The sequence below is a fragment of the Mesorhizobium sp. BR1-1-13 genome (genome assembly GCF_020165515.1).
Classification (GTDB): domain Bacteria; phylum Pseudomonadota; class Alphaproteobacteria; order Rhizobiales; family Rhizobiaceae; genus Mesorhizobium.
Window position 1 is genome coordinate 168198 of the sequence record NZ_JAIUIH010000011.1, and the last position, 24985, is coordinate 193182.

The 24985-nt window shown below is 64.7% G+C and carries 22 protein-coding genes; 11 read left to right on the forward strand and 11 right to left on the reverse strand.

Translation table 11 applies throughout. The features are described 5' to 3' along the window. Nucleotides 1-23: 23 nt before the first annotated feature. The 3 genes from LB533_RS23405 to LB533_RS23415 form a co-directional block, all read right to left on the reverse strand. Entirely contained in the window at nucleotides 24-3503 is a 3480-nt protein-coding gene (locus LB533_RS23405; RefSeq protein WP_224678301.1) for an indolepyruvate ferredoxin oxidoreductase family protein, read from the reverse strand. Between the two features lie 220 nt (nucleotides 3504-3723). Next, nucleotides 3724-4263, reverse strand: a complete 540-nt coding sequence (locus LB533_RS23410) for a hypothetical protein (RefSeq protein WP_411970905.1) — start codon at nucleotides 4261-4263, stop codon at nucleotides 3724-3726. Beyond that, the gene (locus LB533_RS23415) at nucleotides 4250-4864 is read right to left on the reverse strand and encodes a CGNR zinc finger domain-containing protein (RefSeq protein WP_224678303.1); all 615 of its coding nucleotides are present in this window, start codon (nucleotides 4862-4864) and stop codon (nucleotides 4250-4252) included. Before LB533_RS23415 ends, LB533_RS23410 begins: the two co-directional genes overlap by 14 nt. A 150-nt stretch (nucleotides 4865-5014) precedes the next feature. Here LB533_RS23415 and LB533_RS23420 point away from each other — a divergent pair, with 150 nt between their 5' ends. The 4 genes from LB533_RS23420 (at nucleotide 5015) to LB533_RS23435 (ending at nucleotide 9653) form a co-directional block, all read left to right on the forward strand. After that, nucleotides 5015-5920 (forward strand): branched-chain amino acid ABC transporter permease, encoded by a 906-nt coding sequence (locus LB533_RS23420; protein WP_224678304.1) that lies wholly within the window; start codon nucleotides 5015-5017, stop codon nucleotides 5918-5920. Nucleotides 5921-6209: 289 nt separating this feature from the next. After that, nucleotides 6210-6812 (forward strand): TRAP transporter small permease subunit, encoded by a 603-nt coding sequence (locus LB533_RS23425; RefSeq protein ID WP_140644038.1) that lies wholly within the window; start codon nucleotides 6210-6212, stop codon nucleotides 6810-6812. Next, entirely contained in the window at nucleotides 6809-8605 is a 1797-nt protein-coding gene (locus LB533_RS23430; RefSeq protein ID WP_224678305.1) for a TRAP transporter large permease subunit, read from the forward strand. The genes LB533_RS23425 and LB533_RS23430 overlap by 4 nt, the downstream gene beginning before the upstream one ends. A 19-nt stretch (nucleotides 8606-8624) precedes the next feature. Then, entirely contained in the window at nucleotides 8625-9653 is a 1029-nt protein-coding gene (locus tag LB533_RS23435) for a zinc-dependent alcohol dehydrogenase family protein (RefSeq protein WP_224678306.1), read from the forward strand. Between the two features lie 196 nt (nucleotides 9654-9849). Here the strand turns inward: LB533_RS23435 and LB533_RS23440 are convergent, their stop codons facing one another. Then, complete coding sequence (locus tag LB533_RS23440) at nucleotides 9850-10959, reverse strand: TRAP transporter substrate-binding protein (protein WP_224678307.1); 1110 nt, start codon at nucleotides 10957-10959, stop codon at nucleotides 9850-9852. Nucleotides 10960-11204: 245 nt separating this feature from the next. Here LB533_RS23440 and LB533_RS23445 point away from each other — a divergent pair, with 245 nt between their 5' ends. After that, the gene (locus LB533_RS23445) at nucleotides 11205-11996 is read left to right on the forward strand and encodes a gamma-glutamyl-gamma-aminobutyrate hydrolase family protein (protein WP_224678308.1); all 792 of its coding nucleotides are present in this window, start codon (nucleotides 11205-11207) and stop codon (nucleotides 11994-11996) included. On the opposite strand, the gene LB533_RS23450 is transcribed toward LB533_RS23445, so the two are convergent. The 5 genes from LB533_RS23450 to LB533_RS23470 all read right to left on the reverse strand — a co-directional run bounded on the left by LB533_RS23450 (nucleotide 11997) and on the right by LB533_RS23470 (nucleotide 16018). After that, a complete protein-coding gene (locus LB533_RS23450) occupies nucleotides 11997-12398 on the reverse strand; it encodes a hypothetical protein (protein ID WP_140644034.1) in 402 nt (133 codons plus the stop codon). It abuts the gene before it with no gap. 86 nt (nucleotides 12399-12484) lie between these two features. Further along, nucleotides 12485-13468 carry a 2-hydroxyacid dehydrogenase gene (locus LB533_RS23455; protein WP_140644033.1) on the reverse strand — a complete coding sequence of 328 codons (984 nt, stop codon included), beginning with the start codon at nucleotides 13466-13468 and terminating at the stop codon, nucleotides 12485-12487. Beyond that, the gene (locus tag LB533_RS23460; RefSeq protein ID WP_140501249.1) at nucleotides 13465-14487 is read right to left on the reverse strand and encodes a LacI family DNA-binding transcriptional regulator; all 1023 of its coding nucleotides are present in this window, start codon (nucleotides 14485-14487) and stop codon (nucleotides 13465-13467) included. Before LB533_RS23460 ends, LB533_RS23455 begins: the two co-directional genes overlap by 4 nt. 66 nt (nucleotides 14488-14553) lie before the next feature. Continuing rightward, complete coding sequence (locus LB533_RS23465) at nucleotides 14554-15438, reverse strand: DMT family transporter (RefSeq protein WP_181169596.1); 885 nt, start codon at nucleotides 15436-15438, stop codon at nucleotides 14554-14556. Nucleotides 15439-15610: 172 nt separating this feature from the next. Then, the gene (locus LB533_RS23470) at nucleotides 15611-16018 is read right to left on the reverse strand and encodes a DUF2000 family protein (RefSeq protein WP_140567817.1); all 408 of its coding nucleotides are present in this window, start codon (nucleotides 16016-16018) and stop codon (nucleotides 15611-15613) included. Nucleotides 16019-16067: 49 nt separating this feature from the next. Between LB533_RS23470 and LB533_RS23475 the strand changes: the two genes are divergently transcribed. Next, nucleotides 16068-16937 (forward strand): AraC family transcriptional regulator, encoded by an 870-nt coding sequence (locus tag LB533_RS23475; protein WP_140644030.1) that lies wholly within the window; start codon nucleotides 16068-16070, stop codon nucleotides 16935-16937. Between the two features lie 16 nt (nucleotides 16938-16953). Here LB533_RS23475 and LB533_RS23480 read toward each other — a convergent pair whose 3' ends face one another. After that, nucleotides 16954-17424 carry a MarR family winged helix-turn-helix transcriptional regulator gene (locus LB533_RS23480; RefSeq protein WP_140501145.1) on the reverse strand — a complete coding sequence of 157 codons (471 nt, stop codon included), beginning with the start codon at nucleotides 17422-17424 and terminating at the stop codon, nucleotides 16954-16956. A gap of 411 nt (nucleotides 17425-17835) precedes the next feature. Here LB533_RS23480 and LB533_RS23485 point away from each other — a divergent pair, with 411 nt between their 5' ends. The 5 genes from LB533_RS23485 (at nucleotide 17836) to LB533_RS23505 (ending at nucleotide 23664) form a co-directional block, all read left to right on the forward strand. Beyond that, nucleotides 17836-18897, forward strand: coding sequence for a CobW family GTP-binding protein (locus tag LB533_RS23485; RefSeq protein ID WP_140644029.1), 1062 nt, complete (start codon nucleotides 17836-17838; stop codon nucleotides 18895-18897). Between the two features lie 129 nt (nucleotides 18898-19026). Then, nucleotides 19027-20001 (forward strand): WD40 repeat domain-containing protein, encoded by a 975-nt coding sequence (locus LB533_RS23490; protein ID WP_224678309.1) that lies wholly within the window; start codon nucleotides 19027-19029, stop codon nucleotides 19999-20001. Nucleotides 20002-20114: 113 nt separating this feature from the next. Beyond that, nucleotides 20115-21497 (forward strand): aspartate aminotransferase family protein, encoded by a 1383-nt coding sequence (locus LB533_RS23495; protein ID WP_224678310.1) that lies wholly within the window; start codon nucleotides 20115-20117, stop codon nucleotides 21495-21497. A gap of 47 nt (nucleotides 21498-21544) precedes the next feature. After that, a complete protein-coding gene (locus tag LB533_RS23500) occupies nucleotides 21545-22930 on the forward strand; it encodes a glutamine synthetase family protein (RefSeq protein ID WP_224678323.1) in 1386 nt (461 codons plus the stop codon). Then, nucleotides 22927-23664 (forward strand): UdgX family uracil-DNA binding protein, encoded by a 738-nt coding sequence (locus LB533_RS23505; RefSeq protein ID WP_224678324.1) that lies wholly within the window; start codon nucleotides 22927-22929, stop codon nucleotides 23662-23664. Before LB533_RS23500 ends, LB533_RS23505 begins: the two co-directional genes overlap by 4 nt. Nucleotides 23665-23673: 9 nt before the next feature. Here the strand turns inward: LB533_RS23505 and LB533_RS23510 are convergent, their stop codons facing one another. Beyond that, nucleotides 23674-24939: a glycerate kinase gene (locus tag LB533_RS23510; RefSeq protein WP_224678311.1), complete on the reverse strand. Its 1266-nt coding sequence runs from the start codon at nucleotides 24937-24939 to the stop codon at nucleotides 23674-23676. Nucleotides 24940-24985 lie beyond the last annotated feature (46 nt).

A 24985-nucleotide genomic window follows, 5' to 3' on the forward strand; every position in this document is an offset into this window, starting at 1 on the left:
ATCAGGTAAACAAGCCGTATCCATCACTCGGCGGCCTGGAGTTCCGCCCTCGCTGATGTGCCGGACAGGCGCTCGAGCAGCCTTTGGCGCTCACCGGCCGCCTTTTGAGCGCTGGCTTGCCTGATATGGCCGTAACCGCGGATGAGCGCCGGCACCGAGACGAGGGCCGTGGCGGCCTCGATGGTGTCCGGCGCCAGCGAGCTGGCGACGCGTTGCAGGTCGGCCTCATATTGCGCCAGCAACTGCCGCTCCATGCGCCGTTCGGCGGAATAGCCGAACAGGTCGAACGGCGTCCCGCGCAGGCCTTTCATCGCCGCCAGCACGCGGAACCCCTTCATCATCCAGGGGCCGAAGCTCGATTTCCTCGGTTTGCCGTCATTGCCGCGACGGCCCAGGATGGGCGGCGCCAAATGGAATTCGAGTTTTTCGTAACTCTGGAACTGCTTGCCGAGCTCGGCGGCGAAGGAGCCGTCGGTATAGAGCCGCGCCACCTCGTATTCGTCCTTGATCGCCATCAGCTTGAACAGGTTCCTGGCCGCCGCTTCGGTCACGACAATCGAACCGGGCGCGGCCTTGGCTTCGGCCGCGCGCAGGGCAGCGATCCTGCCGGCGTAGCGCTTGCCATAGGCGGCGTTCTGATAGGCGGAGAGGAAAGCGACCCGGCGGGCAATGATCTCGTCCAGCGTCTGGGCAATCGTGGCGGCTTGGCCGTCCTTGCCCGGCTGGGCGACGAGGCCACGCACGAAATCCGGCTGATGCGCGGCGCGGCGGCCCCAGCGGAAGGCGGCGATGTTCATCCCCACCGCCTCGCCGTTCAATTCGATCGCCTTTTCGACGGCTTGCGCCGACAGCGGCAGACCGCCATGCTGGAAGGCGAAGCCGAGCATGAACATGTTGGCGCCCAGCGAATTGCCGAACAGGGATGTGGCGGTGCGGGTGGCGTCGAAGAAATGCGCCTTGTCGCCGCCGGCAGCAGTACGGATCGCCCTCTTCAGGCGCTCGATGGGCAGCGAGAAATCGGCCGAGCGGGCAAACTCGCCCGGCATGATCTCGGCAGTGTTGGCGAGGAAGATGGTGTGGCCCTCGCGCACCGCGGCCAGCACCTTCTTGGCGCCCGACACCACGAGATCGCAGCCGAGCACGAGATCGGCCTTGCCGGCCGAGACACGGATGGCGTGGATGTCATCGGGCGTGCGGGCAATGCGGACATGGGTGAACACCGAGCCGCCCTTCTGGGCAAGGCCGGCCATGTCGATCATGCCGCAGCCCTTGCCTTCGAGATGAGCCGCCATGCCGAGCACGGCGCCGACGGTGACGACGCCGGTGCCGCCGACGCCGTCGATGATCGCCGCCCAGCCCTGTTCGCCGAGCGGGAATTCGGCGGCTGCTGGAACGCCGTCGAGTGGATCGGTCTTGCCGGCAATGCCTTCGGCCTTGCGGATCTTGGCGCCATGCACGGTGACGAAGGACGGGCAGAAGCCATTGACGCAGGAAAAATCCTTGTTGCAGCTCGACTGGTCGATCCGGCGCTTGCGGCCGAACTCGGTCTCCACCGGCTGGATGGAGACGCAGTTCGACTGGACGCCGCAGTCGCCGCAGCCCTCGCAGACCAGTTCGTTGATGAAGACCCGCTTGTCGGGATCGGGAAAGGTGCCGCGCTTGCGGCGGCGGCGCTTTTCGGCGGCGCAGGTCTGGTCGTAGAGCAGGATCGATACGCCGCTGACGCCGCGCAGCTCACGCTGGACGAGATCGAGATCGTCGCGGTGATGGATGGTGGCGCCGGCTGGGAACTCGACCTTGCCGGCATATTTGCCGGGCTCGTCGGTAACGATGGCAATGCGCTCGATGCCTTCGGCCCGCACCTGCCTGGCGATCATGTCCACCGTCAGGCCGCCTTCATGCGGCTGGCCGCCGGTCATGGCCACCGCGTCATTGTAGAGTATCTTGTAGGTGATGTTGGCGCCGGACGACAGCGCGAAGCGAATCGCCAAGGTGCCGGAGTGATTGTAGGTGCCGTCGCCGAGATTCTGGAAAATGTGATCGCGCTTGGAAAAGGGCGCCTGGCCGACCCACTGCGCCCCCTCGCCGCCCATCGCGGTGAAGCCGACAGTGTTCCTATCCATCCACAGCGCCATGAAATGGCAGCCGATCCCGGCCGCGGCAATTGAGCCGTCCGGCACCTTGGTGGAAGAATTGTGTGGGCAGCCGGAGCAGAAGAAGGGGGTGCGGGAGCCGATGTCCGACGCGTCGGCAAGCATGGCCTGGAACTGGCGCAGCTTCGCTACCCGTGCTGAAATCTCTTCCGACGGGCCGATGGTTTTCACGATCCTCTCGCCAAGCGCGATGGCGATCTCGTTGGGGTCGAGCGCGCCCTTGGCCGGAAACAGCCAGTCTCCGCGCTCATCCTTCTTGCCGACGATGACGGGCTGAATGGCGGTGCCGTAGAGGCTTTCGCGAAGCTGCACCTCGATCAGCGAACGCTTTTCCTCGACGACGACGATGGTATCGAGGCCGCGCGCGAACTCGGAAACGTGCTGGAAATCGAGCGGCCAGGGGCAACCGACTTTGAACAGCCGCACGCCGATGCGGCCGGCGGCCGCCTCGTCGATGCCGATATCCTCCAGCGCCTGGCGCACGTCGAGATAGCTCTTGCCGATCGTGATGATGCCGATCCTGGGGTTGCGGCCGCCCGAATAGACGACGCGGTTCAGCCCGTTGGCATGGATGAAGGCGGATGCCGCGGCGCGCTTGTACTCATGCAGCCGCTCCTCCTGGCCGAGCATGTCGATCTCGTGGCGGATGTTGAGGCCGCCGGGCGGCATGTCGAACTCGGGAATGACGATGTTCAGCCGCTCGATCGACGCGTCGACCGAGGCCGTCGATTCGATATTGTCCTTGACGCATTTGATAGCCGCCCATGTGCCGGCGAAGCGCGACATGGCAAAGCCGTAGAGCCCGTAATCAATTATCTCCTGGACACCGGCCGGGTTGAGGATCGGCACCATGGAGTCAACGAACAGGAATTCGGTGGCATGCGCGTTGGTCGAGGATTCGGCCATGTGGTCGTCGCCCATCAAAGCGAGCACGCCGCCATGTCTCGACGAGCCGGCCAGATTGGCGTGGCGGAAGACGTCGCCGGAGCGATCGACCCCCGGACCCTTGCCGTACCAGACCGAAAACACGCCGTCATGGGTGCCCTCGCCCAGCAGTTCCGTCTGCTGCGATCCCCAGCAGGCGGTGGCGGCGAGTTCCTCGTTAAGGCCGGGCTGGAAGACGATGTCGGCCTGGGCAAGCTGTTTTTTCGCCTTCCACAGCTGCATGTCGAGACCGCCCAGCGGCGAACCGCGATAGCCGGAGACAAAGCCTGCCGTGTTCAGGCCCGCGCGGCGGTCGCGCTCGCGCTGCATCAGCAGCATGCGGATGACCGCCTGGGCGCCGGACAGGAAGATGCGCTCCTTTCCCAGGTCGAACTTGTCGTCGAGCGCGACGTCGTGCAGCGTCATCAGGCATTTCCTCTGCGGAGGCCGCGCGGGGCCAGGCAGCCAGCGTCGGGATCGGATGACGCATCCTTTCTCCCCTTGCAAGACAGGTCAAACGAAATCGGACGTGCCAGGCAACGCGCAACGAACGATCCGCCGTCGTCTCTTGCCTGGTATGAAATCGCCCCGCGAGCAGTGTCCGGCGCACGAAAATTTCGCTTTTCTTCGGGCTTGGCGGCGAGCGTCAGATGCCCTTGGAGCAGTCCGGCTTCGGCTCACCCGGCAGCTTGCCGTCGGGATGGCCGACCAGATCGGGATTGGCGGTGTAGAGTTGGTCGATGACGAGCGGCCGGTCGGGCAGGATGGACTGGTCTTCGGTCGACATCAGCGTGGTGTCGATCTTCTGCAGGACCGCGCCGTCGGAGCCCTTGATGCTGATGGCGATCGCATAGGGCTTGTTCTTGACGACGCAGGTCAAGGCCGGGCTCTCCAGCGTCACCTTGTCGAGCTTGGGCCAGACCTTCTGCTCGACCACCAACGGCGCGCCGCCGGCCGGATCCTGGAAGCTGGCGACCGCGACCTGGCCGTCTCCCATCGGTCGCAAGGGCCGCAACGTCACGACATACGTCGCCCTGGCGAGACGATAGTTGAAGACGAATATCTTGCCCGAGATCTCGAACAATTTGCCTTCACCGTCCTTGCCGGCGTCGCGGCAGGCGCCGAGCGCCACCGCCGCGATCAGCGCCATGCCGAGCAGGGCCGAACGAGAGCTAATCCTGGACATTTTTGACCTCATTGGCCGCCCTGCGGCGGCGATAGTGACGGCTTGCCTTCTGGCGGTTGCCGCAGACCGCCATGTCGCACCAAAGGCGGCTGGAATTGCGGCTCCGGTCGACGAACAGCCAAGAGCAATTGGGACAGATCCTGAGCCTGGCGACGGTGTCGTTGCGCAGCAGCGACAGGGCGGAAACCGCCAGTGCCGCCTCGAAAGCGATCGGCGTTGCCGGATCGCCGAACGGCTTTCCGGGCGCCGCGATTTCGGTCCGGCTGCCGGCAAGACCGTCAGCGCAGGCTCCCAGGAAACCGGAGAGATGATCGGTGGCGACGACGCCCTTCGACACGGTGCGGCGAAACAACCGGTCGGTCGCCTCGCGGATCGCCAGCACGACGGGCGCGATCGCGGCCGGAGCGGAAACCGCCAGCCGCCTGCCGCCAAGCTCGGCGGCACGAAAGCCGCTCGCCGCGTCCGCGAAGCGGGCGATCTCGCGCGGATCATCAAAACGGTCGAAGGTCCTCTCCGGATCGGCACGCAGCACGACGGTGTTCGCCGTGTCGAGCGCGAGCAGGCCGCCGGTGAAGCGGTGCAGGGTCCAGGATACCGTCATGTCCGAAAATCTAACCGATAAATCGCATTTGACAAGTTAGATTCGACGATGCAAGTCTGCCGTGGGGCGGGTATTGCCGCTTTCTGTCTGGAGCGTATCGTCGTCCCAAAACCGCTATGCGCTTTGGGCGACATGCCCCGAGGATTTCGCATGCTGTATCTGTTCCAGCAGGTCCTGAACGGACTGCATTCAGGCGCACTCTATGCGCTGCTGGCGTTCGGCTATGTGCTGACCAACGGCATCCTGCACCGCACCAACCTGGCCTATGGCGCGCTGTTCGCCTTTTGCGGGCAGACGATGATCCTGACCGCCGCCTTCGGCTACCAGGTGCTGTGGCTGACGTTGACGGCGGCGGTGGTGCTCGGCGTCGCGGGGGCTTTCCTCTACGCCGCGCTCATAAGCCACGGCCTGTCGCGCAGCGTCTTCGAACCGCTGGCCGACCGCTCGCCCAACGCGATCGTGGTGACCACGCTCGGCATCCTGCTGGTTTTGTCGGAAGCAAGCCGCATTGCCGCCGACACGCATGACCTGTGGCTGCCGCCTATGCTGGCGCAGCCTGTCGTTTTCGCGCAGGATGCCGGCTTCAAGGCGACGTTGACGCTGATCCAGTTGCTCGACTGCGCCGTGGTGCTGGCGGCGGTGGCGCTTGCGGCATGGGCCTTTGACCATTCGAATTTTGGCCGGCGCTGGCGCGCCGTCTCCGACGATCCCAAGGCGGCCGCCATGTGCGGCGTAGACGTGCGCGCCGTGTTCCGCCACGCAGTGCTGTTCGGCGGTTTCTGCGCCGCGCTGGCCGGCGTCATGGCCGGCCTCTATTACGGCAATGTCAGTTTCGGTTCCGGCCTTGTCTACGGGCTGAAGATCCTGTTCGTGACGGCGGTCGGCGGTTATCTATCGCCGCCGCGGGCGGCCCTGGGCGCTGCCGCCTTCGGCATGGCCGAGTCGCTGTGGGCCGGCTATTTCCCCGTGGAATGGCGCGACGCGTGGATGTACCTGTTCCTCGTCGCCATGCTGGTGCTGATCGGCGCCGGTCGCGACCAGACCAAGATCGCCTGATCCGCATCAGACTTTGGTGCATGACGCCGGCCGCCGGTAGCTTGTTTCGGATACGAAACGACCGTCTTAACGCTTTAATTTTGCCCACGAACCCTGCCAGTAGCCGGTTCCGGTTTTCCAAACCGTGCGCGGTCGGCCGGCGCTTTGTCCGCTCCCTCGTCTCACAACCGCGTTGACAGCGCCGCTCCTGTGTTGACCCGTCCTGCCACGCACGGCATACCGTTGGGCCACAACGGCGCGGCGGAAAACAAGGGGAGCCGTCGCGCCTCGGACAACAAGGGAGGAATGCATGGCAGGGCTTCTCGCTCTATCCAGGACGATCGACCGTGTGAACGAGTTCATCGGCAAATGGATATCGTGGTTGATCCTGCTGGCAATCCTGGTGAGCGCCGCCAACGCGATCATCCGCAAGGTGTTCGACACCTCGTCGAATGCATGGCTGGAGCTGCAATGGTACCTGTTCGGCGCCGCCTTCATGCTGGCGGCCGCCTATACGTTGAAGCAGAACGACCATATCCGCATCGACATCGTCTACGGCCTGTTCCCGCGCCGTGTGCAGCACTGGATCGACCTTCTCGGCCATCTCTTTTTCCTGATGCCGTTCGTGACGCTGATGGTGATCTATTTCGTCCCCTATGTGTCGCTGTCGTTCCGCAGCGGCGAAATGTCGAACAATTCCGGCGGGCTGATCATCTGGCCGGCAAAGGCGATCCTGCTGGTCGGCTTCTTCCTGCTGGCGCTGCAGGGCATCTCCGAGATCATCAAGAAGATCGCCATCATGCGCGGCGACATGGACGACCCCACTCCGTTCATATCTGCGCATGAGCAGGCGGAACTCGAAGCCAAGGCACTGGCAGACGAGGCTAAGGCGCTTGGCGAGGTACGCTCGTGATCGAGTTCATCGCCCAGAACATGGCGCCGATCATGTTCGCCTCGCTGGTCCTCTTCCTGCTGATCGGCTATCCCGTCGCCTTCTCGCTCGCCGCCAACGGACTTTTGTTCTTCTTCATCGGCGTGCTGGTCTCTCCCTATTCGGGCGGCTCGATCAATCTCGCCTGGCCGCTGCTGCATGCGTTGCCGGATAATTTCTACGGCAGCAGGGTGATGTCGAACGACACGCTGCTGGCGATCCCGTTCTTCACCTTCATGGGCATCGTGCTCGAGCGATCGGGGATGGCGGAAGACCTGCTCGATACGATCGGCCAGCTGTTCGGGCCGATCCGCGGCGGGCTTGCCTACGCCGTGATCTTCGTCGGCGCGCTGCTGGCCGCGACGACCGGCGTGGTGGCGGCATCGGTGATCGCCATGGGGCTGATCTCGCTGCCGATCATGCTGCGCTACGGTTATGACCGCCGGCTGGCGTCTGGCGTCATCGCCGCGTCCGGAACGCTCGCCCAGATCATCCCGCCGTCGCTGGTGCTGATCGTGCTCGCCGACCAGCTCGGCCGCTCGGTCGGTGACATGTATGCGGGCGCGCTGATCCCCGGCATCGTGCTGACCAGCCTCTACATGCTCTACATCCTGATCATGACGATCGTCCGGCCGAATTCGATGCCGGCGCTGCCGCTGGAAGCACGCACGCTCGGCCAGGGCGTCGTGTCGCTGCTGGTGGCGTTGCTGGCGACGGTGGCGATCTCCTACGCGGCCTACCGCTATCTCGCACCGACCCATGGCGACAATGCCGACATCCTCGGCGCCAGCATCGGCGTGGCCGTGATCTATATCGTTGCGATCGCCGATCAGCGCCTGAAAATCAACATGATGTCGCGTCTGGCGCAGCAGGTCGTGATCGTGCTGATCCCGCCATTGGCGTTGATCTTCCTGGTGCTGGGCACCATTTTTCTCGGCATCGCCACTCCGACCGAGGGCGGCGCCATGGGCGCTGTCGGCGCGCTGGCGATGGCGGCGATCAAAGGCCGGCTGTCGCTGGACGTGGTCAAGCAGGCGCTCGCTTCGACGACAAGGCTGTCGTCCTTCGTGCTGTTCATCCTGATCGGCGCGCGCGTCTTCTCGCTCACCTTCTACGGCGTCAACGGCCACATCTGGGTCGAGCATCTCTTGACCTCGCTGCCGGGCGGCGAGGTCGGCTTCCTGATCGGCGTCAACATCCTGGTCTTCGTGCTTGCCTTCTTCCTCGATTTCTTCGAACTGGCCTTCATCATCGTGCCGCTGCTGGCACCGGCCGCCGACAAGCTCGGCATCGACCTGATCTGGTTCGGCGTGCTTCTGGGCGTCAACATGCAGACCAGCTTCATGCATCCACCCTTCGGCTTCGCGCTGTTTTACCTGCGCTCGGTCGCCGCCCGGGTGCCCTATCTCGACCGCCTGACCGGCAAGCAGATCGCGCCGGTGACCACGGGCCAGATCTATTGGGGCGCCGTGCCGTTCGTCTGCATCCAGGTGATCATGATCGGGCTCACCATCGCCTTCCCGCAAATGGTGATGCACTACAAGGGCACGGCGGTCGATTCCGGTACGATCGACTATACGGTGCCGGAGGTGCCGGGACTGACGCCGCTCGGCACGCCGCCGGCCGGGAGCGGAACCGCACCCGCCAACGGTGCCGCGCCGCCCGCCGCGCCTGCCGCACCCGACCTGTCGCAACCGCCGAACTTCGGCGACACGGCGCCCGCCAAACCGGCGGCGCCGCAGCCGGATCTGTCGAAGCCGCCGAGCTTCAACTGATGCCGGAGGTCGCAAAACCATGAAAGCGGTACGGCTGGAATCGGTTGGCAGCATCACGCTGCGCGAGGTCGCCAAGCCCGTTCCCGGGCCTGACGATCTGCTGGTGCGCATCGAGGCTTGCGGGGTCTGCGGCACCGACCGGCATCTTTTCCACGGCGACTTTCCCTGCAGGCCACCGGTAACACCCGGACATGAGTTCTCCGGCATCGTCGAGGCAATGGGACATTCCGTGAGCGGCTTCTCGATCGGCGACCGCGTCACCGGCGACCCCAACATCGCTTGCGGACGCTGCCGCCATTGCCATGCCGGCCGCGTCAATTTGTGCAGCAATCTCAATGCCATCGGCATCCACCGCGACGGCGGCTTCGCCGACTACGTCGTGCTGCCGCAGAAACAGGCTTTTGTCCTGCCCGCAGACTTGAAGCCGACCCATGGCGCCTTCTGCGAGCCGCTCGGCTGCTGCCTCCATGGCGTGGACCTGGCCGAGATCAAGCCCGGCTCCTCGGTCGCCATACTTGGTGGCGGCGTGATCGGCCTGCTCACCATGCAACTGGCAAGGCTTGCAGGGGCGACGACCATCATCCTGTCGACGCGCCAGGCTTCGCGGCGCGCGCTGGCGGAAGAGCTCGGCGCGACGGCAACGGTCGACGCGAGCGCCGCCGACGTCATCGATGCCATCTCCGGGCCAGCGGGACTGGTGCCCGGCGGTGTCGACGTGGTGCTCGAATGTGCAGGTGTCCAGGAAACGGTCGAGCAGTCGCTGCGGCTGGCGAGGGCCGGCGGTACGGTCGTCATTGTCGGCGTGGTGCCGCAAGGCATGAGGGCGGCGTTCGAGCCCTTCGATCTTCTGTTTCGCGAGTTGAAGGTTCTCGGCTCCTTCCTCAATCCCTACACGCACCGCCGCGCCGCCGAGCTGATCGCTTCGGGCGCGATCGAGATCGACCGGCTGATCTCCAGGCAGGTGCCGCTGGAGGAGGCGGCCACGGTGATCGCCAACCCGCCTGCCGCCGGCGAGGTCAAGGTGGTGGTGGTGCCGGGTCTGGACTGAAGCGCGGGCTTTCGGCAGTTGACGCCGCCCTCATCGCCGTGCCGGGCGCTTCTCCCCATATGGTGACGGGGAGAAGGACGCCGTTATCGCCGGTTTCGCCAATCAGGAGCGTTGCAAGGAAGGCGCCGAGGCGGGCGGATGAGGGGCAGCGCAGACTTCGGTCATTAGCCGGCGCGAACCCCTCTCCAACTGGGATCTACAGCTTGCCGTTGCGCTGCTGGACCATCATGAAGGTGTCGTAATTGTACTCGGCCACCTGCGCCCAGAGATAGTGCTCCTTACGGAAGCCTTTGATGGATTCCCAGATCTTCTTGAACGGCGCGTTCGAGGCTTCCATTTCGGCGTAGACCTCATTGGCCTTCTCGAAGCAGGCGGACATGATCTCCTGGCTGAACGGACGCAGTTTGGCGCCGCCGGCCACCAGCCGCTTCACCGCCGCAGGATTGAGATAGTCGTATTTCTGCAGCATGTTGGCATCGGCGGCTTGCGCGGCGGTATGCAGCAGCGACTTGTAAGTCGGCGAAAGTTCTTCGTATTTCGCCTTGTTGAACATCAGGTGGACGGTCGGGCCGCCTTCCCACCAGCCTGGATAGTAGTAGTAGGGCGCGACCTTGTAGAAGCCGAGCTTCTCATCGTCATAGGGGCCGACCCATTCGGCTGCGTCGATGGTGCCCTTTTCGAGCGCCGGGTAGATGTCGCCGCCGGCGATCTGCTGCGGCACGACGCCGAGCTTCTCCACAACCTTGCCGGCGAAGCCGCCGATGCGCATCTTGAGGCCGGAAAGGTCGGCCACCGTGTTGATCTCCTTGCGGAACCAGCCGCCCATCTGCACGCCGGTATTGCCGCCAGGCAGGCCGAACAAACCTTGCGTGGCGAGAAATTCGTTGAACAGGTCGATGCCGCCGCCATGATAGTGCCAGGCATTCATGCCGCGCGCGTTGAGCGAGAACGGAACCGCCGCGCCCAGCGCCCAGGTCGGGTCCTTGCCCCAGTAATAGTATGCCACCGTGTGGCAGGCCTCGACCGTGCCGGCGGTGGTGGCATCGGCCGCCTGAAGGCCGGGCACCAGTTCGCCAGCGGCGAAGACCTGTATCTGGAAGTTGCCGTCGGTAGCTTCCGAAAGCATCTTTGAGAAGACCTCGGCGCCGCCATAGATCGTGTCGAGCGATTTGGGAAAGGACGACGCCAGCCGCCACGTCACCTTTGGATTGGACTGGGCTATGGCGGGTGCTGCGAGCGTGGCGGCGGCCGCGGCGGCGCCAACGCCGGTCGTCCCGGCCTTGCGGATGAATGAACGACGATCCATGAAGTCCTCCCTTTTGGATCAACAAAACCGCCGTGCGGGGCATGCTCGATGCCCCGCACGGCTGGGCGAAACAATACACGGGCAAGGAGTCGAGTCCAGCGCGGCGGCCTGATTTGACGGCGTGTGCGCAGGGCCTTGCAACTATAGTCTAACTGGCCGTTTGGTGGCCCATCCGACAGACCGAAACTTGTCATGGAAAAATGTGCTGGGATCGCCTATTTTGAAGGCAGGATTCCCCGGTCCAGATGGAAAACAAAGCCAAAATGCAGCAGCCGCTCGTCGCCATATCGACCGACGTCCGTCAATTCGACAACTACACCTGGCATGCCGCCCCACAGCAATATCTGGAGGCGGCGATCGCCGGCGCCGGCGTGTTTCCGGTGCTGGTGCCTTCGTTCGGCGAGCGGCTCGATTTCGATGAACTGCTGTCGTCGGTCGACGGCGTCATGCTGACCGGCTCGAAATCCAACGTCGACCCCTCGCTCTATGGCGGCGATGCCAGCGAGGCGAACGGCCCCTATGACCCGGCACGCGACGCCACCACCTTGCCGCTGATTCGCAAGGCGATCGAGCGTGGCGTGCCGCTGCTTGCCATCTGCCGCGGCATCCAGGAGATGAACGTGGCGCTGGGCGGCACGCTGGGCACCGAAATCCAGGAGCGTGAAGGCTCGCTCGACCACCGCGCGCCGGTGAGCGACAATCAGGACGAACGCTTCGCCATCCACCAGGCCATTTCGATCAAGCCTGGCAGTTGCCTGGCCGGCGTGTTCGGTGCTGGCGAGATCAAGGTCAACTCATTGCACCGGCAGGCCATCGACCGGCTTGGTTCGAAGCTGCAGATCGAAGCCGTGGCCCACGACGGCACCGTTGAGGCGGTCTCTGTAAAGGATGCCCGCGCTTTCGCGGTCGGCGTCCAGTGGCATCCCGAATACTGGGTCAAGTCGGATAGTAACTCGGCCAAGATCTTCCGGGCCTTCGGCGACGCGGTTCGCCTGCATGCGGCTGCCAAAGCCGGCGCCCGCGCGGCGGCGGAGTAGTCAGTCGTCGGTGCTCGGGTCCCCGGCGGCCGCCAGCGACAGCAGCGGCAGTGCGGGAGCGTAGGATTCGAATCCGTCGCCATCGGCGACGGCGAAGGTGACGATCGGATCGACGCCGTTGACGCTGAAGGCGACCGTGCCGTCGTCCTGCTCGCGCCAGAATTTCGCCCGCTCGATGCCCGGCATGAGTCTGCGGCAGTTCGGAGCCACCGTCAAAAGCGACAGGCCGTCCGAGACGGTGGCGCCGCGTTTGATTGCGCAAACCCCCTCATCACCATTGGCGACCAGCCTGTAGGTGTCGGGCGGCGCGGCCTCTTCAGCGACGCTTTCGCCGGTGCCGCCATGAAACAGCTGAACGCCGCCAAACAGGGCGGCTCCGATCAGTGCGGAAAGCGTTTTCATGCTGATCCTCATCCATGCTTACGGACAGGATGAAGAATGATTTCAAAGAGTTAAGCTGACGTTAATAAATATGGCAGTCCGACCGCTCAGCCGCGCGCCTTCACATGCGCGGTCTCGGGCACAGGTGTGATCGACCGGCGCTCGCTGAACCAGGACACCAGATTGTCGACGCACAGATCCGCCATGGCGCGACGTGTGTGCTCCGACGCGGAGCCGACATGCGGCAACAGACTGGCATTGGTCGCGTCAAGCAGCGCCCGCGGCACGTTCGGCTCGTCGGCGAAGACATCGAGCCCGGCGGCGGCGATAGTGCCGTTGGCGAGGGCTGTCGCAAGCGCCGCCTCGTCGACCGTGCTGCCGCGCCCGATATTGACGAAGACGCCGTTGGCGCCAAGCGCCGACAGGATCTCGGCATCGACCGCCTTTTCCGTCGAGGCGCCGCCCGGGACCACCGAAATCAACGTGTCGACGGCTTCGGCGAGGGCCTTCAGCGTCGGGTGGTACGGATAGGACAGGCCCTCGACCCGGCGTCGGTTGTGATAGGCGACGGGCAATCCGAACGCCTCCAGCCGGCGGGCAATGGCGAGCCCGATACGGCCCATGCCGAAAATGCCGGCGCTGCGGCCGCGCAAGGTAAGCCGGCTCAGGGGATAGTTGCCCTTGCGCTGCCAGCTGCCGTCGCGCAGCCAGGTTTCGGCGCGCGGCAGGTCGCGCACGGTGTTGATCAGCAGGCCGATGGCGGTGTCGGCGACCTCCTCGGTCAGCACATCGGGCGTGTTGGTGACCATGATGCCGTGATCGCCAGCGTGGCGGGCATCGACCGAATCATAGCCGACGCCGAAACTGGCGATGATCTCAAGCTTCGGCAATGCATCCATGAGGGCCGCGCTGATGCCGCCGAACGAGGCGATGGCGCGCACGTTGTCACGCATCTCATCGGTGACCAGGGACGGATCGGCGCGCTCGATCCCGACACGCCTGAATGTCCGGTCGATGCGCTCGACCGCATGGTCGTTGAAATGCCCCGGCACCAGGATAGCGACGGCTTGCAGTTGCTCGGGCTTTGTCATGCGCGCTCCACCGGCTTGCCGGTCGACTGTCGCACATGCAGTTCCGGCTTGATCAGTTCCTGCGAGGGCCGCACCGTCTGCCCGTTCAGCTTGTCGAGCAGGGCGCTGGCGGCGCGGCGGCCAACCTCGCGCTGACCGTTCCACACGGTGGTCAGCGCCGGCGTGGCGATTGCCGCCTCCTCGAGATCGTCGTAGCCGGTGACCGATATGTCCAGGCCGGGCACCAGGCCGGCGCGCGCGATGCCGTTCATCAGGCCGATGGCGACGAGGTCGTTCCAGCAGCAGGCGGCTGTCGGTTTGTCCTTCAGCGCCAGGAACTGTCCGGCGGCCTCGAAGCCGGCCTGCTTGGTGCGCGGGCCGGGGATGCGCCAGGCCGGCCGCACTTCCAGCCCGGCGGCCTCCATGGCGTTGACATAGCCCTGGTAGCGGTCGCGGCCGGTCGAGGTCTGGTCGGTGCCGCCGATCATGGCGATGCGCTTGTGGCCGAGCGAGATCAGGTGATTGGTGGCAAGCCCCGTGCCATAGGCATCGTCGCCGCGAAAAACCGGCACGTCGGCGCCCTCGACGGTGCGCGCGATCAGCACCGCCGGCAGGCCGTTTTCCTCGGCCATCAGAATATCCGAGGCCGGAGTGCCGATGGCCGGCGACATGATGACGCCATCGGCGCCGAGCTGCAAAAGCGTGTCGATGAAAGTGCGCTGCTTCTCGAGCTGGTCGTAGTGATTGGACAGGATGAAGGTCTGGCGGCTGCGGTCGAGCTCGCTTTCGATCGAGCGCAGGATCTCGGCGAAGAACGGGTTCATGATGTCATGCACGACGACGCCGACAATGCCCGAACGCGAGGTGCGCAGGCTGGCGGCACGGCGGTTGTAGATGTAGCCGATGGCGCGGGCATGTTCCTTGATGCGGTCACGGGTGCCACCTGCGACCAGCGGGCTGTCGCGCAGCGCCAGCGATACCGTGGCCGTGGACACGCCGAGCGCATCCGCGATCGTCGACAGCTTGATCTTCTGTGCCAGCCTTCCGCTCCCCCGTCGTTTTTTAAACTGTTTAAAGGCGGCCTTATGCCACCCTTCGAGGCTAAATCAAAGTTTTTTTGCCAGCGCTTCCGCCTCGACGTCCAGCACCGCACGATTGCGCAGGCGCAGCCGGTGCTCGCGATGGACGATGTAGAGACCGCTGGCGACGATGACGGCGGCGCCGACGAGCGTCCAGCGGTCGGGGAACTGCTTGAAGACGATGAGCCCGGAAAGGATCATCCACACCATCTGCGAATAGGGATAAGGGGCGAGCGCGGTGGTGGTGGCCATGCGATAGGCCTGCACCAGCAGCCAGTGACCGACGCCGCCAAAGACGCCGAGCATGAGCAGGATGAACCAGTGCCAGCCATCGTGCGGCAAGGAAAACGAGAACGGCAGCATGGGCAGGAGCACCACCGCCGGGGCCAGTGCCGAAAACAGGATGAGGCTTTCCGATGTCTCGGTCGCCGACATGCGTCGGGTCATGATCACATAGAAGCAGTTCGACAGCATCGAGCCGAGCGCGAACAGATGGCCGACGCCGAAAACGCCGACCCCCGGCCTTGTGATGATCAGAACCCCGGCGAACGCGGCCAGGATCGCCAGCCACCGCCGCCAGCCCGCCCATTCGCCAAGCAGCGGGCCGGCAAGTGCGGTGATGACCATCGGCCCAAAGAAATAGATCGATGTCGTCTCGGCCAGTTGCAGGGACCGCAGCGCCAGCACGTTGAAGATGGTCGAGCCGAACAGGAACAGCCCGCGCAGGACATGAGCCGGCAGGTTGGCCGGACGGAACCGCGCCGGTTCGCGCCAGCCCCGCAACAGCGCGCCGACCAGCACGACATGTACGGCAAAGCGCACCCAGGCGACGACAAGCGCGGAGACGCCGGCGAGGACGAGGTATTTGCTGCTGGTGTCGAGAAAGGTGAAGAAGACATAGGTGGAAAGCATGCACAGGATCGCCACCGGCGGCGTCGCGCTTTCTGAAGATGTTTGGGGAGCACTCACTTGCAGGCCGGATGGAAAGCTGGGCTGAGGCCCACCTTTGCGGCAATTGCGGGCGTGCGGCAAGCCAAAAGCGGCTGGCACAACAAGAGCTGCGGACAGGCTCAGGCCCGGGTCGTCAGGGATGCATGCGAGCACCCTTGGTGATCTTGTCGACCGTCTTCTTGTCGGCGCGCAATGCGATGCCGACCACCTTGGCGTCTTCCGGCGCGAATTCGGCGAAGACGGCGCGGTTGGCGGCATCGAACCCGGTCGAGAACATCTCCTCGACATAGAGCGAGCTCGTTACTCCGCGCTCCAGGGCGCGGCTGTGGATTGCGCCGAGTGTCGCCTGGTCGGCGGACAGCACGATGACGGGCTGGATCGACAGCGGGTTGTAGACATTGCCGGCGCGGTCACGATAGGGCTCGCCGATGATATCGGGGAACTGCGCGACGACGCCGCTGGTCAGGAATGCGGTGACGTTGAGTTTTTGCCAGACCGGCAGATCATCCCTGAGCACGATTGCAAATTTCGTATCGAACATGAGACAGTGACCATTCGGGGTTGTGCCCCTTTCAAGGCGAAAGGAAGCGATGTCGCTCGATCTAGGCAGTCAGGCGTTCCAGGGTCTTGGACGTTTGTGCGCGGAGGCCGCGGAAAACTGCATCATTGCCGCCTGCGATCCTGCCGGCATGGAGCGCATCGAGGCGCGATTCCACGGCAGCGCCTTCGACATGCATCGCCACGACACCTATGCGATCGGGGTGACGCTGCAAGGCGTGCAGAGCTTTCGCTATCGCGGTGCGGTGCGCCATAGCCTGCCCGGCCAGATCATCGTCCTGCATCCCGACGAACTGCATGATGGCGGCGCCGGAACCGAGGACGGGCTGCGCTACAGGATCCTCTATCTGGAACCGTCACTGATGCTGGACTGCCTCGGGGGCGCATCGCTGCCTTTCGTCAGGCAGGCCGTGGTGGCGGACGAACGCCTGTGCGCCACCTTGCTTTCGGCCCTGGGTCCGCTGGAGGAGGAACTCGACGAGCTGTTTGTCGCCGACTTCCTGGCGCAACTGATGCAAGGGCTCGCCCCCCATGCCGGCCAGCCGGCGAGAGCGGTGCCGGGAACGGCCTGGCGGGCGGCCGCGCTGGCGCGCGACTATCTCACGGAAAACTCTGCCCGGCCCGTGCGATCCGACGAGTTGGAGGCGGTTACCGGGTTCGACCGCTATGCCTTGTCCAGGCATTTCCGCGCCGCTTTCTCCACCAGTCCGCATCGTTTCCTTTTGATGCGACGTCTTCAGCGCGCACGGCGTATGATCGCCGCCGGCGAGCCACTGGCACAGATCGCGACCGCGGCCGGTTTCAGCGACCAAAGCCACTTCAACAGGCAATTCAAGAAGGCATTCGGCATGACGCCGGGACGCTGGTCTTCGCTGATCCGTAGGTCCGCAGCGGCGGCCTGATCACCGCAATCGGCGGTCAGTCGTCCGACTCGGCGTCGTCGTCGATCAAGGCCAGTTCTTCGTTCGAAAGATTGGCTTCGATACGGGCAAGAAATTTGAACAGCGCCTTCTGATCCTTCTTGTCGAGGCCCTTCAGCGCCTGCTTTTCGGTCTTCTTCACCGATTTTTCGATGGCGCGGATGGTCTCGCGGCCGGTGTCGGTGAGAAAGATATGCGCCTGGCGGGCATCGGCGTCGGAGGCGCGCTTTTGCAGAAAACCCTGTGCTTGCAGCCGATTGATGGTCTTGGTGATGGTGGGCGGGCGCACGCCGAGCCGGCCAGCCAGATTGCCCGGGGTCTGGCCATCCTCGCGGTCGAGCGCCAGCATGATCTGGTCCTGGCCGGCATAGAAGCCATGCGCCAGCAGCCGTGCCGCAAGCGCTGTTCTTGCCAGCCTTGCCGCCGAATGCAGCCGGCTCATTGTCGCAGTCTTGTCCGCCTTGGCCATGGTCATCCCTCTTCGGCCATACCGGTGCGGGCAGCATAGACGCAGCCGGCCGGTTGGCAATCGACGATCAAAAAGATTCCGGCGCCTGAAACAGCTTTGCCGGCAAGCATTGCGGTGCCCGCCGTGGCTAATGCCAGATGATTATTTCAGTTAGATGACAAACGACTTTTCGCCAAAGCGATTGCGGTGGATCGGCCCGCCGTGGTCGTCCACAGGCTCTTTTTGCGCACCGATACCGCACAGTCCGCAGGCCGCCGCGCGCAGCCTGGTTCGACGAGACCTTGGCCTATGGATTGGACCGCAGCCATTCGCGGTTTGCCTCGTGCAAAAGCCCGCCGCACATCCTATATGGAGCCGACAATCCCTTTCGAGGCCGAAATCTTTCAAGGCCCAATCCATTCGAGGCAAGCCATGAGCGACGCACAGACGCAGATCCCCGTAACCGTTCTGACCGGCTATCTCGGCGCCGGCAAGACGACGCTGCTCAACCGCATCCTGTCGGAAAACCACGGCAGGCGCTACGCCGTCATCGTCAACGAATTCGGCGAGATCGGCATCGACAACGACCTGATCGTGGAATCCGACGAGGAGATCTACGAGATGAACAATGGCTGCGTCTGCTGCACGGTGCGCGGCGACCTGATCCGCGTGGTCGAGGGCCTGATGCGCCGGCCCGGCCGCTTCGACGCCATCGTGGTGGAGACCACGGGTCTCGCCGATCCGGTGCCCGTCGCGCAGACCTTCTTCATGGACGACGACGTACGCTCCAAGACCAAGCTCGACGCGGTGGTGGCGCTGGTCGACGCCAAGCACCTGCCCCTCAGGCTGAAGGATTCCAAGGAAGCCGAGGACCAGATCGCCTTCGCCGACGTCGTCGTGCTCAACAAGACCGACCTCGTCACACCAGAAGAACTCGCCAAGGTCGAAGCGACGATCCGCGCCATCAACCCGGCGGCAAGGATCCATCGCACCACCCGCGCCGGCGTGGCGCTGTCGGAAGTGCTCGACCGCGGCGCCTTCGACCTGTCGAAGGCGCTGGAGAACGACCCGCATTTCCTCGAGGCGCATGACGACCACCATGATCATGACCACGATCATCACCACCACGATCATGACGGGCACGATCATGACCACGATGGGCACCACCATCACGCCCACCCATCCGACATCCATGACGTGACGGTGCAGTCGGTTTCGCTGCGCGGAGGCGAGATGGATCCGAAGAAATTCTTTCCCTGGATCGAGAAGGTCACCCAGATGGAGGGGCCGAACATCCTGCGCCTGAAAGGCATCATCGCCTTGAAGGGCGACGACGAGCGCTACGTCATCCAGGGCGTGCACATGATAATCGAGGGCGACCACCAGCGCGCCTGGAAAGACGGCGAGAAGCATGAGAGCCGGCTGGTGTTCATCGGCCGCGAACTGGACGCCGAACGGCTGAGGAAGAGCTTCGAGGCCTGCCAGGCCGCTTGATTTCCGGACTCCATGGCGCTAGCGCTGCCCGCTCTTGCTTCTCTCCTTGTGGGAGAAGGTAGGGCCGCGTCTAGCCGCGCTGGCGGCTCCCGAGACGACCAGCAACAATCTGGAATGGACTTGTCTTACATGCCCACCGTCGCCCCGCTTGATCTCGAAGGCCATTGCCTCGCAGCCGTCTTCCTCGGCGACGTGCCGCATTTCGCGCTGGCCGACGGCACCGTCCATCGGCTCGACAATGGCCACAAGACGGTGCAGGGCAATGACGGGCTGCTCGCGGCCTTCCACGATGCCGCCAATGACCGGCTGCTCACCGGCGGCGAAGACGGCAAGGTGTTTGCGGTGAAAGCGGGCGGCGAGGCCAAGGAATTGGCGAGCGCGGGCAAGAAGTGGATCACCAGCGTCGCCGCAGGCCCGCAAGGCGCCATCGCCTATGCTACAGGCAAGACCGCCTATGTGCGCTTTGTCGACGGCCGGACAAAAGAGTTCGTCCATCCGCGTTCGGTCGAGGGGCTGGCATTTTCGCCCAAAGGCATGCGCTTCGGCGTCGCGCGCTACAATGGCGCGACGCTGCATTTCCCGGCCGCCGAGGGCAAGCCGGTGGAGCTCGAATGGGCCGGCGCCCATACCGGCATCACTTTTTCGCCTGACGGCGCCTTCCTCGTCACCACCATGCAGGAAAACGCATTGCACGGCTGGAAGCTGGCGGACGGCAAACACATGCGCATGAGCGGCTATCCCGCCAAGGTCAAAAGCCTGTCATGGAGCGTGAAAGGCAAGTGGCTGGCGAGTTCCGGCGCGCCGGCAGCGATCATCTGGCCGTTTTCAGGCAAGGACGGGCCGATGGGCAAGGCGCCGCTGGAACTCGGCACGCGCGGCGATGCGATGGTGACCTCAGTCGCCTGCCATCCAAGCCAGGATGTCGTCGCCATCGGCTATGAGGACGGCATGGTGATGGCGGTGCGTTTTTCCGACGCCAAGGAAGTGCTGTTGCGCCGCCCCGGCAAGGGCGCCATCACCTCGATGATGTGGGACAGGGAGGAACGCCGCATCGCCTTCGGCAGTGCCGCCGGCGACTGCGGCGTTATCGACATCACGGGTTAAGGGAGTAGGGGAGTAAGGGAGAAGGGGGACAACGAGTGAGGACATGACGTGCAGTCGTGCGCGCTGACGTCTTCTACCGCCCTACCGCCCTACTCCCCCCAGAGGGATGCTTCATGCACAGCAGCGACACATCGAAAACGTCCATTGGCGGCGTCAGCCGCGACCGCATTGCCGCATTGCGCGACACCGAGGGCGCCAGCTTCCGCAAGGCGCGGCCGAAATCGCAGGCCAAGGCCGGCAACGGCATGCCTTGCTTCTTCGGCGGGGTGCCGATGCACTGGATGAACGACTGGCCGACGCCGTTTCCGATTCTGGTCGAGAGCGCCAAAGGCGCTACGATCACCGACATCGACGGCAACAGGCTCGACGATTTCTGCCTCGGCGACACCGGATCGATGTTCGGCCATTCGCCGCCGGCGATAGCGCGCGCCATCCGCCGGCAGGCGGGACGCGGCCTGACATACATGCTGCCTTCGGAAGATGCGCTCGCCATCGGAAAGCTGTTGCAACAGCGCTTCGGCCTGCCGTTCTGGCAGATCGCCACGACGGCGACCGATGCCAACCGCTTCGCGCTGCGCGTTGCCCGCGCCGTCACCGGGCGAGAAAAGATATTGGTCTTCAACGGCTGTTATCACGGCTCTGTCGACGAGACGATGGTGCGGTTGATCGACGGCAAGCCGGCCAACCGGCCCGGATTGGCCGGCGAATTCCGCGACCTGACCCGCACCACCAAGGTCATCGAGTTCAACGACGTTGCCGCGCTGGAGGCGGCGCTCAGGGATCAGGATGTCGCCTGCGTCATCACCGAACCGGTGCTGACCAATTCCTGCATGGTGCTGGCCGATCCCGGTTTCCACGAGGCGCTGCGAAAGCTGACGCGCGCGGCCGGCACGCTGCTTCTGATCGATGAGACGCATACGATCTCGACCGGACCGGGCGGCTATACCGCCAAATACGGGCTGGAGCCGGACCTGTTCGTGCTGGGCAAGCCGATCGCCGGCGGTGTGCCCGCGAGCGTGTGGGGCATGAGCGAAGAGGTCGCCTCGCGCTACGCCGACTACAACAGGACGAAAGAGCCGGGTTATTCCGGCATGGGCACGACGCTCTCGGCCAATCCTCTGCAATTCGCGGCCATGCGCGCCGCGCTCGAAGAGGTGATGACGGAGGAGAACTATGCCCGCATGGATCACCTGGCGCGGCGGCTCGATGCTGGGTTGACCGCAGTCATCGACCGCTATCGCCTGCCCTGGCACGTCGCCCGTGTCGGCGCCCGCGTCGAGTTCATCTGCGCGCCCGGTCCACTGAGGAACGGCGGCGAAGCGGAAGCCGCGCACGCGCCGGAACTGGAAGCGGCGATCCATGTCGCGCTGGTCAATCGCGGCGTGCTGATCGCGCCCTTCCACAATATGATGCTGATCTCTCCGGCGACCACTGGCGCCCAGGTCGACCGGCTGATCACCGCCTTCGGCGCAGTTGCGGCGGAGCTTGCGGCATGAGACAAGCCACCCCACAGACAGGCGCGCAAGCCAGGCCGGGTTCCATCATGACTTCACCTTCGGGCTCGACGCCCGCCGAGGCGCAGGCCTTTCTCGATGCCCATCCCGAGATCGAAGCCTTCGATATCGTGCTGACCGATGCCAACGGCGTCGGCCGTGGCAAGATCGTGCGCCGGCACGAGCTGAAAGCCATCTTCGAAGGCGGCCGGCACATGCCGATCTCGATCCTCGGCCTCGACATCACCGGCGAGGACGTGCACGAGACCGGGCTGATCTGGACCACCGGCGACGGCGATCTGCGCGCTTGGCCGATTCCTGGCACGCTAGTGCCACTGCACGGGACCAACCCGCCGCGCGGCCAGGTGCTGATGGCGATGTATCATCTCGACGGCGCGCCGATGTCATCGGACCCGCGGCTGGCGCTGGCAAGGCAGGTCGATATATTGGCTTCCAAGGGGCTGTACCCGGCCGGCGCCTTCGAGCTCGAATTTTTTCTCCTCGCCAATGAGCGCGACAGCGACGGCAAGGTGCAGCCGGCGCGCGCCGTGCTGGATGGCCGGGTCTCGGGCAAGACCGAGGTCTACTCGGTCGACCATCTGCACGGCATGGAGCCGCTGTTCTCCGACATCTATGCCGCGGCCAAGGCACAGGGCATTCCGGCCGAGACCGTGATTTCCGAATATGCGCCCGGCCAGTACGAATTGACGCTGAACTACCGCAAGGATGTGATGCGGGCAGCCGACGACCTCGTCATGCTGAAGCGGCTGGTGCGGGCGCAGGCGCGCCGCCATGGCGTCACCGCTTGCTTCATGGCCAAGCCGATCGAGAAATACGCCGGCTCCGGCATGCATTTCCACGTCTCGCTGCAGGACAAGGCCGGCCGAAACGTTTTTTCGGAGGCCGGCGGCGAGAGTTGGTCGTTGCCGCTGCTGCGCGGGCTGGGCGGCCTGATCCAGACCATGGCGGAATCGATGCTGGTGTTTGCGCCGCACGCCAATTCCTGGCGGCGCTTCGTCTCGCAATCCTATGCACCGGTGGCGCCGACCTGGGGCGTCAACAACCGGTCGGTGGCGCTGCGCGTGCCGGCGGGCGACGCCAGGAACCGGCGCATCGAGCATCGGCCGTCGGGCGTCGACGCGAACCCGTATCTGATTGCGGCAACCGTGCTTGCCGGCATCGTCAAAGGCCTGGACGAAGGCCTCGATCCCGGACCCGAGACGACCGGCAACGGCTACGAGGCGGCGGTGACGCGCACGACCATGCCGGTCGACTGGCGCGCAGCGATCGAGGCGGCCAGAGCGTCCAGCTTCCTCAAAGGCGCGCTTGGCGAAGACCTGCACCGCACCTTCGTGGCGATCAAGCAGTCCGAATACCTGCGCGTGGCGCGCACGGTCAGCGAGCTGGATTATCACCTTTATCTGCACGAGGTCTGAGCCCTCGGAGGAACCATCGCCGGCCCCGTCCATTTCACTGTCAAAACCGACAGGACAGGATGATGGCGACCACAGGCCAAACGCATGAAGCGAAGAGGCCGGCCAGGCGCATTTCCGGGCCGTCCGACGAGCCACTGCCAGATGTCACCTCGATCTCGGAGCTGCGTGAGGTGGCGAAGGCTTGCCACCGCTGCCCGCTTTGGCGCGATGCGACGCAGACCGTGTTCGGCGAAGGGCCTGAGGGCGCCAAGGTGATTTTCGTCGGCGAGCAGCCCGGCGATCAGGAAGATCTCGCCGGCGCTCCTTTCGTCGGCCCGGCCGGACGGGTGTTCGACGCCATACTGGACGACGCCGGGGTCGACCGCCAGAAAGTCTACGTCACCAATGCAGTCAAGCACTTCAAGTTCGAACCGCGCGGCAAGCGTCGCATTCATTCCAAGCCGAACGCCGGCGAGGTTCAGGCGTGCCGCTGGTGGCTCGACCAGGAATTCGGACTGATCAAACCGAACCTTGCCGTGGCGCTCGGCGCCACCGCTGCACTCTCGCTGCTCGGCAAGGCGGTTCCGGTGACGAAAATGCGCGGCCAGGCGATCGAGCGGGAAGATGGCATGCGTGTGTTCATAACCATCCATCCCTCCTTCATCCTGCGCATCCGTGACCGTGCGGACAAGGAGGCCGAGCGCGAACGGTTCCTGCAAGACATGAAGCAGGTGAAGCGGCTGATGGCTGCCTGATCCGAGCGTCTACCGAATCAGGATCGCCCGGAGATCGTTGACATTGGTGCCGGTCGGGCCAGGCACGAACAGATCGCCGACCGCGTTGAAAGCCGTCCAGGCATTGTTGCCTGCCAGCATCGCCTTGGCGTCGATGCCGGCCGCGCGCATGCGCGAAACCGTGGAACCATCGGCGAAGGCGCCGGCATTGTCCTGCGAGCCGTCGATGCCGTCGGTGTCGGCGGCCAGGGCGTCAATGCCTTGCACGCCGTTGATGCCGATGGCGAAGGCGAGCAGGAATTCCGTATTGCGGCCGCCTTTCCCCTTGGCACGCAGCGTCACCGTGGTCTCGCCGCCGGACAGGATCAGCACCGGCTTTGAGAAAGGCCGGTTGCGTGTCGCCACTTCGCGCGCGATGGCCGCGTGAACCCCGCCCACCTCGCGGGCTTCGCCTTCGATGGCATCCGAGAGAATGACAGCCTCGATGCCCCGTCGGCCCGCTTCCGCTGCGGCTGCTTCGAGCGACACGCCGGCGGAGGCGATCAGATGCACCTCGTTGCGCGAAAAGCGCTCATCCCCGGGAACTGGTGCATCGGCGGCCGGTGAATTGATATGCGCCATGACCGAGGCCGGCAGGTTCATGCCGTAGGCTGATATCGACGCCAGCGCATCCACCCGGCTGCCGGTGTCGGGAACGGTCGGGCCGGATGCGACCAGCGCCGGATTGTCACCGGGAATATCGGAGACAACCAGCGACACCATTTTGGCCGGCCAGGCGGCGGCGGCCAGCCGGCCGCCCTTGATGGTGGAAAGATGCTTGCGGATGGTGTTCATCGCCGCGATCGGCGCGCCCGACGCCAGCAGCGCCTCGTTGACGGCGATCTCGTCGGCCAATGTCAGGCCGGTTGCGGGTGACGGCAGCAGCGCCGAACCGCCGCCGGAAATCAGCGCCACCACCAGATCGTCTGATGTCAGCCCTTGCACCTTCTCGAGCAGCCGCCGCGAAGCTTCGAGCCCGGCGGCGTCCGGCACCGGATGCGCCGCTTCGATGATCTCGATGCGCTCGCATTTCGCGCCATAGCCGTAGCGGGTGACGACCAGTCCTTCGATCGGACCGTCCCATGCTTTCTCGAAGGCCGCCGCCATCTGCGCCGAGCCTTTGCCGGCGCCAATGACGATGGTGCGGCCCCTGGGTCTGGCCGGCAAATGATCCCTGATGGTCTTTTCCGGATCGGCAGCGGCAACGGCGGCGTTGAAGATGGAGATGAGGAAGGATCTGGGATCGAGCACGGTCATGATGGGGCGCTGCCAGCGGTTTGCGAATTCTTGGAAGACCGGCGTT

Bases quoted from the DNA above. Each gene is read 5' to 3' on its own strand.
- LB533_RS23410 (WP_411970905.1), bottom strand. From the start codon at position 4,263: ATGTCCAGGATTAGCTCTCGTTCGGCCCTGCTCGGCATGGCGCTGATC.
- LB533_RS23435 (WP_224678306.1), top strand. From the start codon at position 8,625: ATGAAAGCGGTACGGCTGGAATCGGTTGGCAGCATCACGCTGCGCGAG.
- LB533_RS23420 (WP_224678304.1), top strand. From the start codon at position 5,015: ATGCTGTATCTGTTCCAGCAGGTCCTGAACGGACTGCATTCAGGCGCA.
- LB533_RS23440 (WP_224678307.1), bottom strand. From the start codon at position 10,959: ATGGATCGTCGTTCATTCATCCGCAAGGCCGGGACGACCGGCGTTGGC.
- LB533_RS23480 (WP_140501145.1), bottom strand. From the start codon at position 17,424: ATGGCCAAGGCGGACAAGACTGCGACAATGAGCCGGCTGCATTCGGCG.
- LB533_RS23495 (WP_224678310.1), top strand. From the start codon at position 20,115: ATGCACAGCAGCGACACATCGAAAACGTCCATTGGCGGCGTCAGCCGC.
- LB533_RS23415 (WP_224678303.1), bottom strand. From the start codon at position 4,864: ATGACGGTATCCTGGACCCTGCACCGCTTCACCGGCGGCCTGCTCGCG.
- LB533_RS23405 (WP_224678301.1), bottom strand. From the start codon at position 3,503: ATGACGCTGCACGACGTCGCGCTCGACGACAAGTTCGACCTGGGAAAG.
- LB533_RS23510 (WP_224678311.1), bottom strand. From the start codon at position 24,939: ATGACCGTGCTCGATCCCAGATCCTTCCTCATCTCCATCTTCAACGCC.
- LB533_RS23475 (WP_140644030.1), top strand. From the start codon at position 16,068: ATGTCGCTCGATCTAGGCAGTCAGGCGTTCCAGGGTCTTGGACGTTTG.
- LB533_RS23455 (WP_140644033.1), bottom strand. From the start codon at position 13,468: ATGACAAAGCCCGAGCAACTGCAAGCCGTCGCTATCCTGGTGCCGGGG.
- LB533_RS23500 (WP_224678323.1), top strand. From the start codon at position 21,545: ATGACTTCACCTTCGGGCTCGACGCCCGCCGAGGCGCAGGCCTTTCTC.
- LB533_RS23465 (WP_181169596.1), bottom strand. From the start codon at position 15,438: ATGCTTTCCACCTATGTCTTCTTCACCTTTCTCGACACCAGCAGCAAA.
- LB533_RS23450 (WP_140644034.1), bottom strand. From the start codon at position 12,398: ATGAAAACGCTTTCCGCACTGATCGGAGCCGCCCTGTTTGGCGGCGTT.
- LB533_RS23485 (WP_140644029.1), top strand. From the start codon at position 17,836: ATGAGCGACGCACAGACGCAGATCCCCGTAACCGTTCTGACCGGCTAT.
- LB533_RS23445 (WP_224678308.1), top strand. From the start codon at position 11,205: ATGGAAAACAAAGCCAAAATGCAGCAGCCGCTCGTCGCCATATCGACC.
- LB533_RS23470 (WP_140567817.1), bottom strand. From the start codon at position 16,018: ATGTTCGATACGAAATTTGCAATCGTGCTCAGGGATGATCTGCCGGTC.
- LB533_RS23425 (WP_140644038.1), top strand. From the start codon at position 6,210: ATGGCAGGGCTTCTCGCTCTATCCAGGACGATCGACCGTGTGAACGAG.
- LB533_RS23490 (WP_224678309.1), top strand. From the start codon at position 19,027: ATGCCCACCGTCGCCCCGCTTGATCTCGAAGGCCATTGCCTCGCAGCC.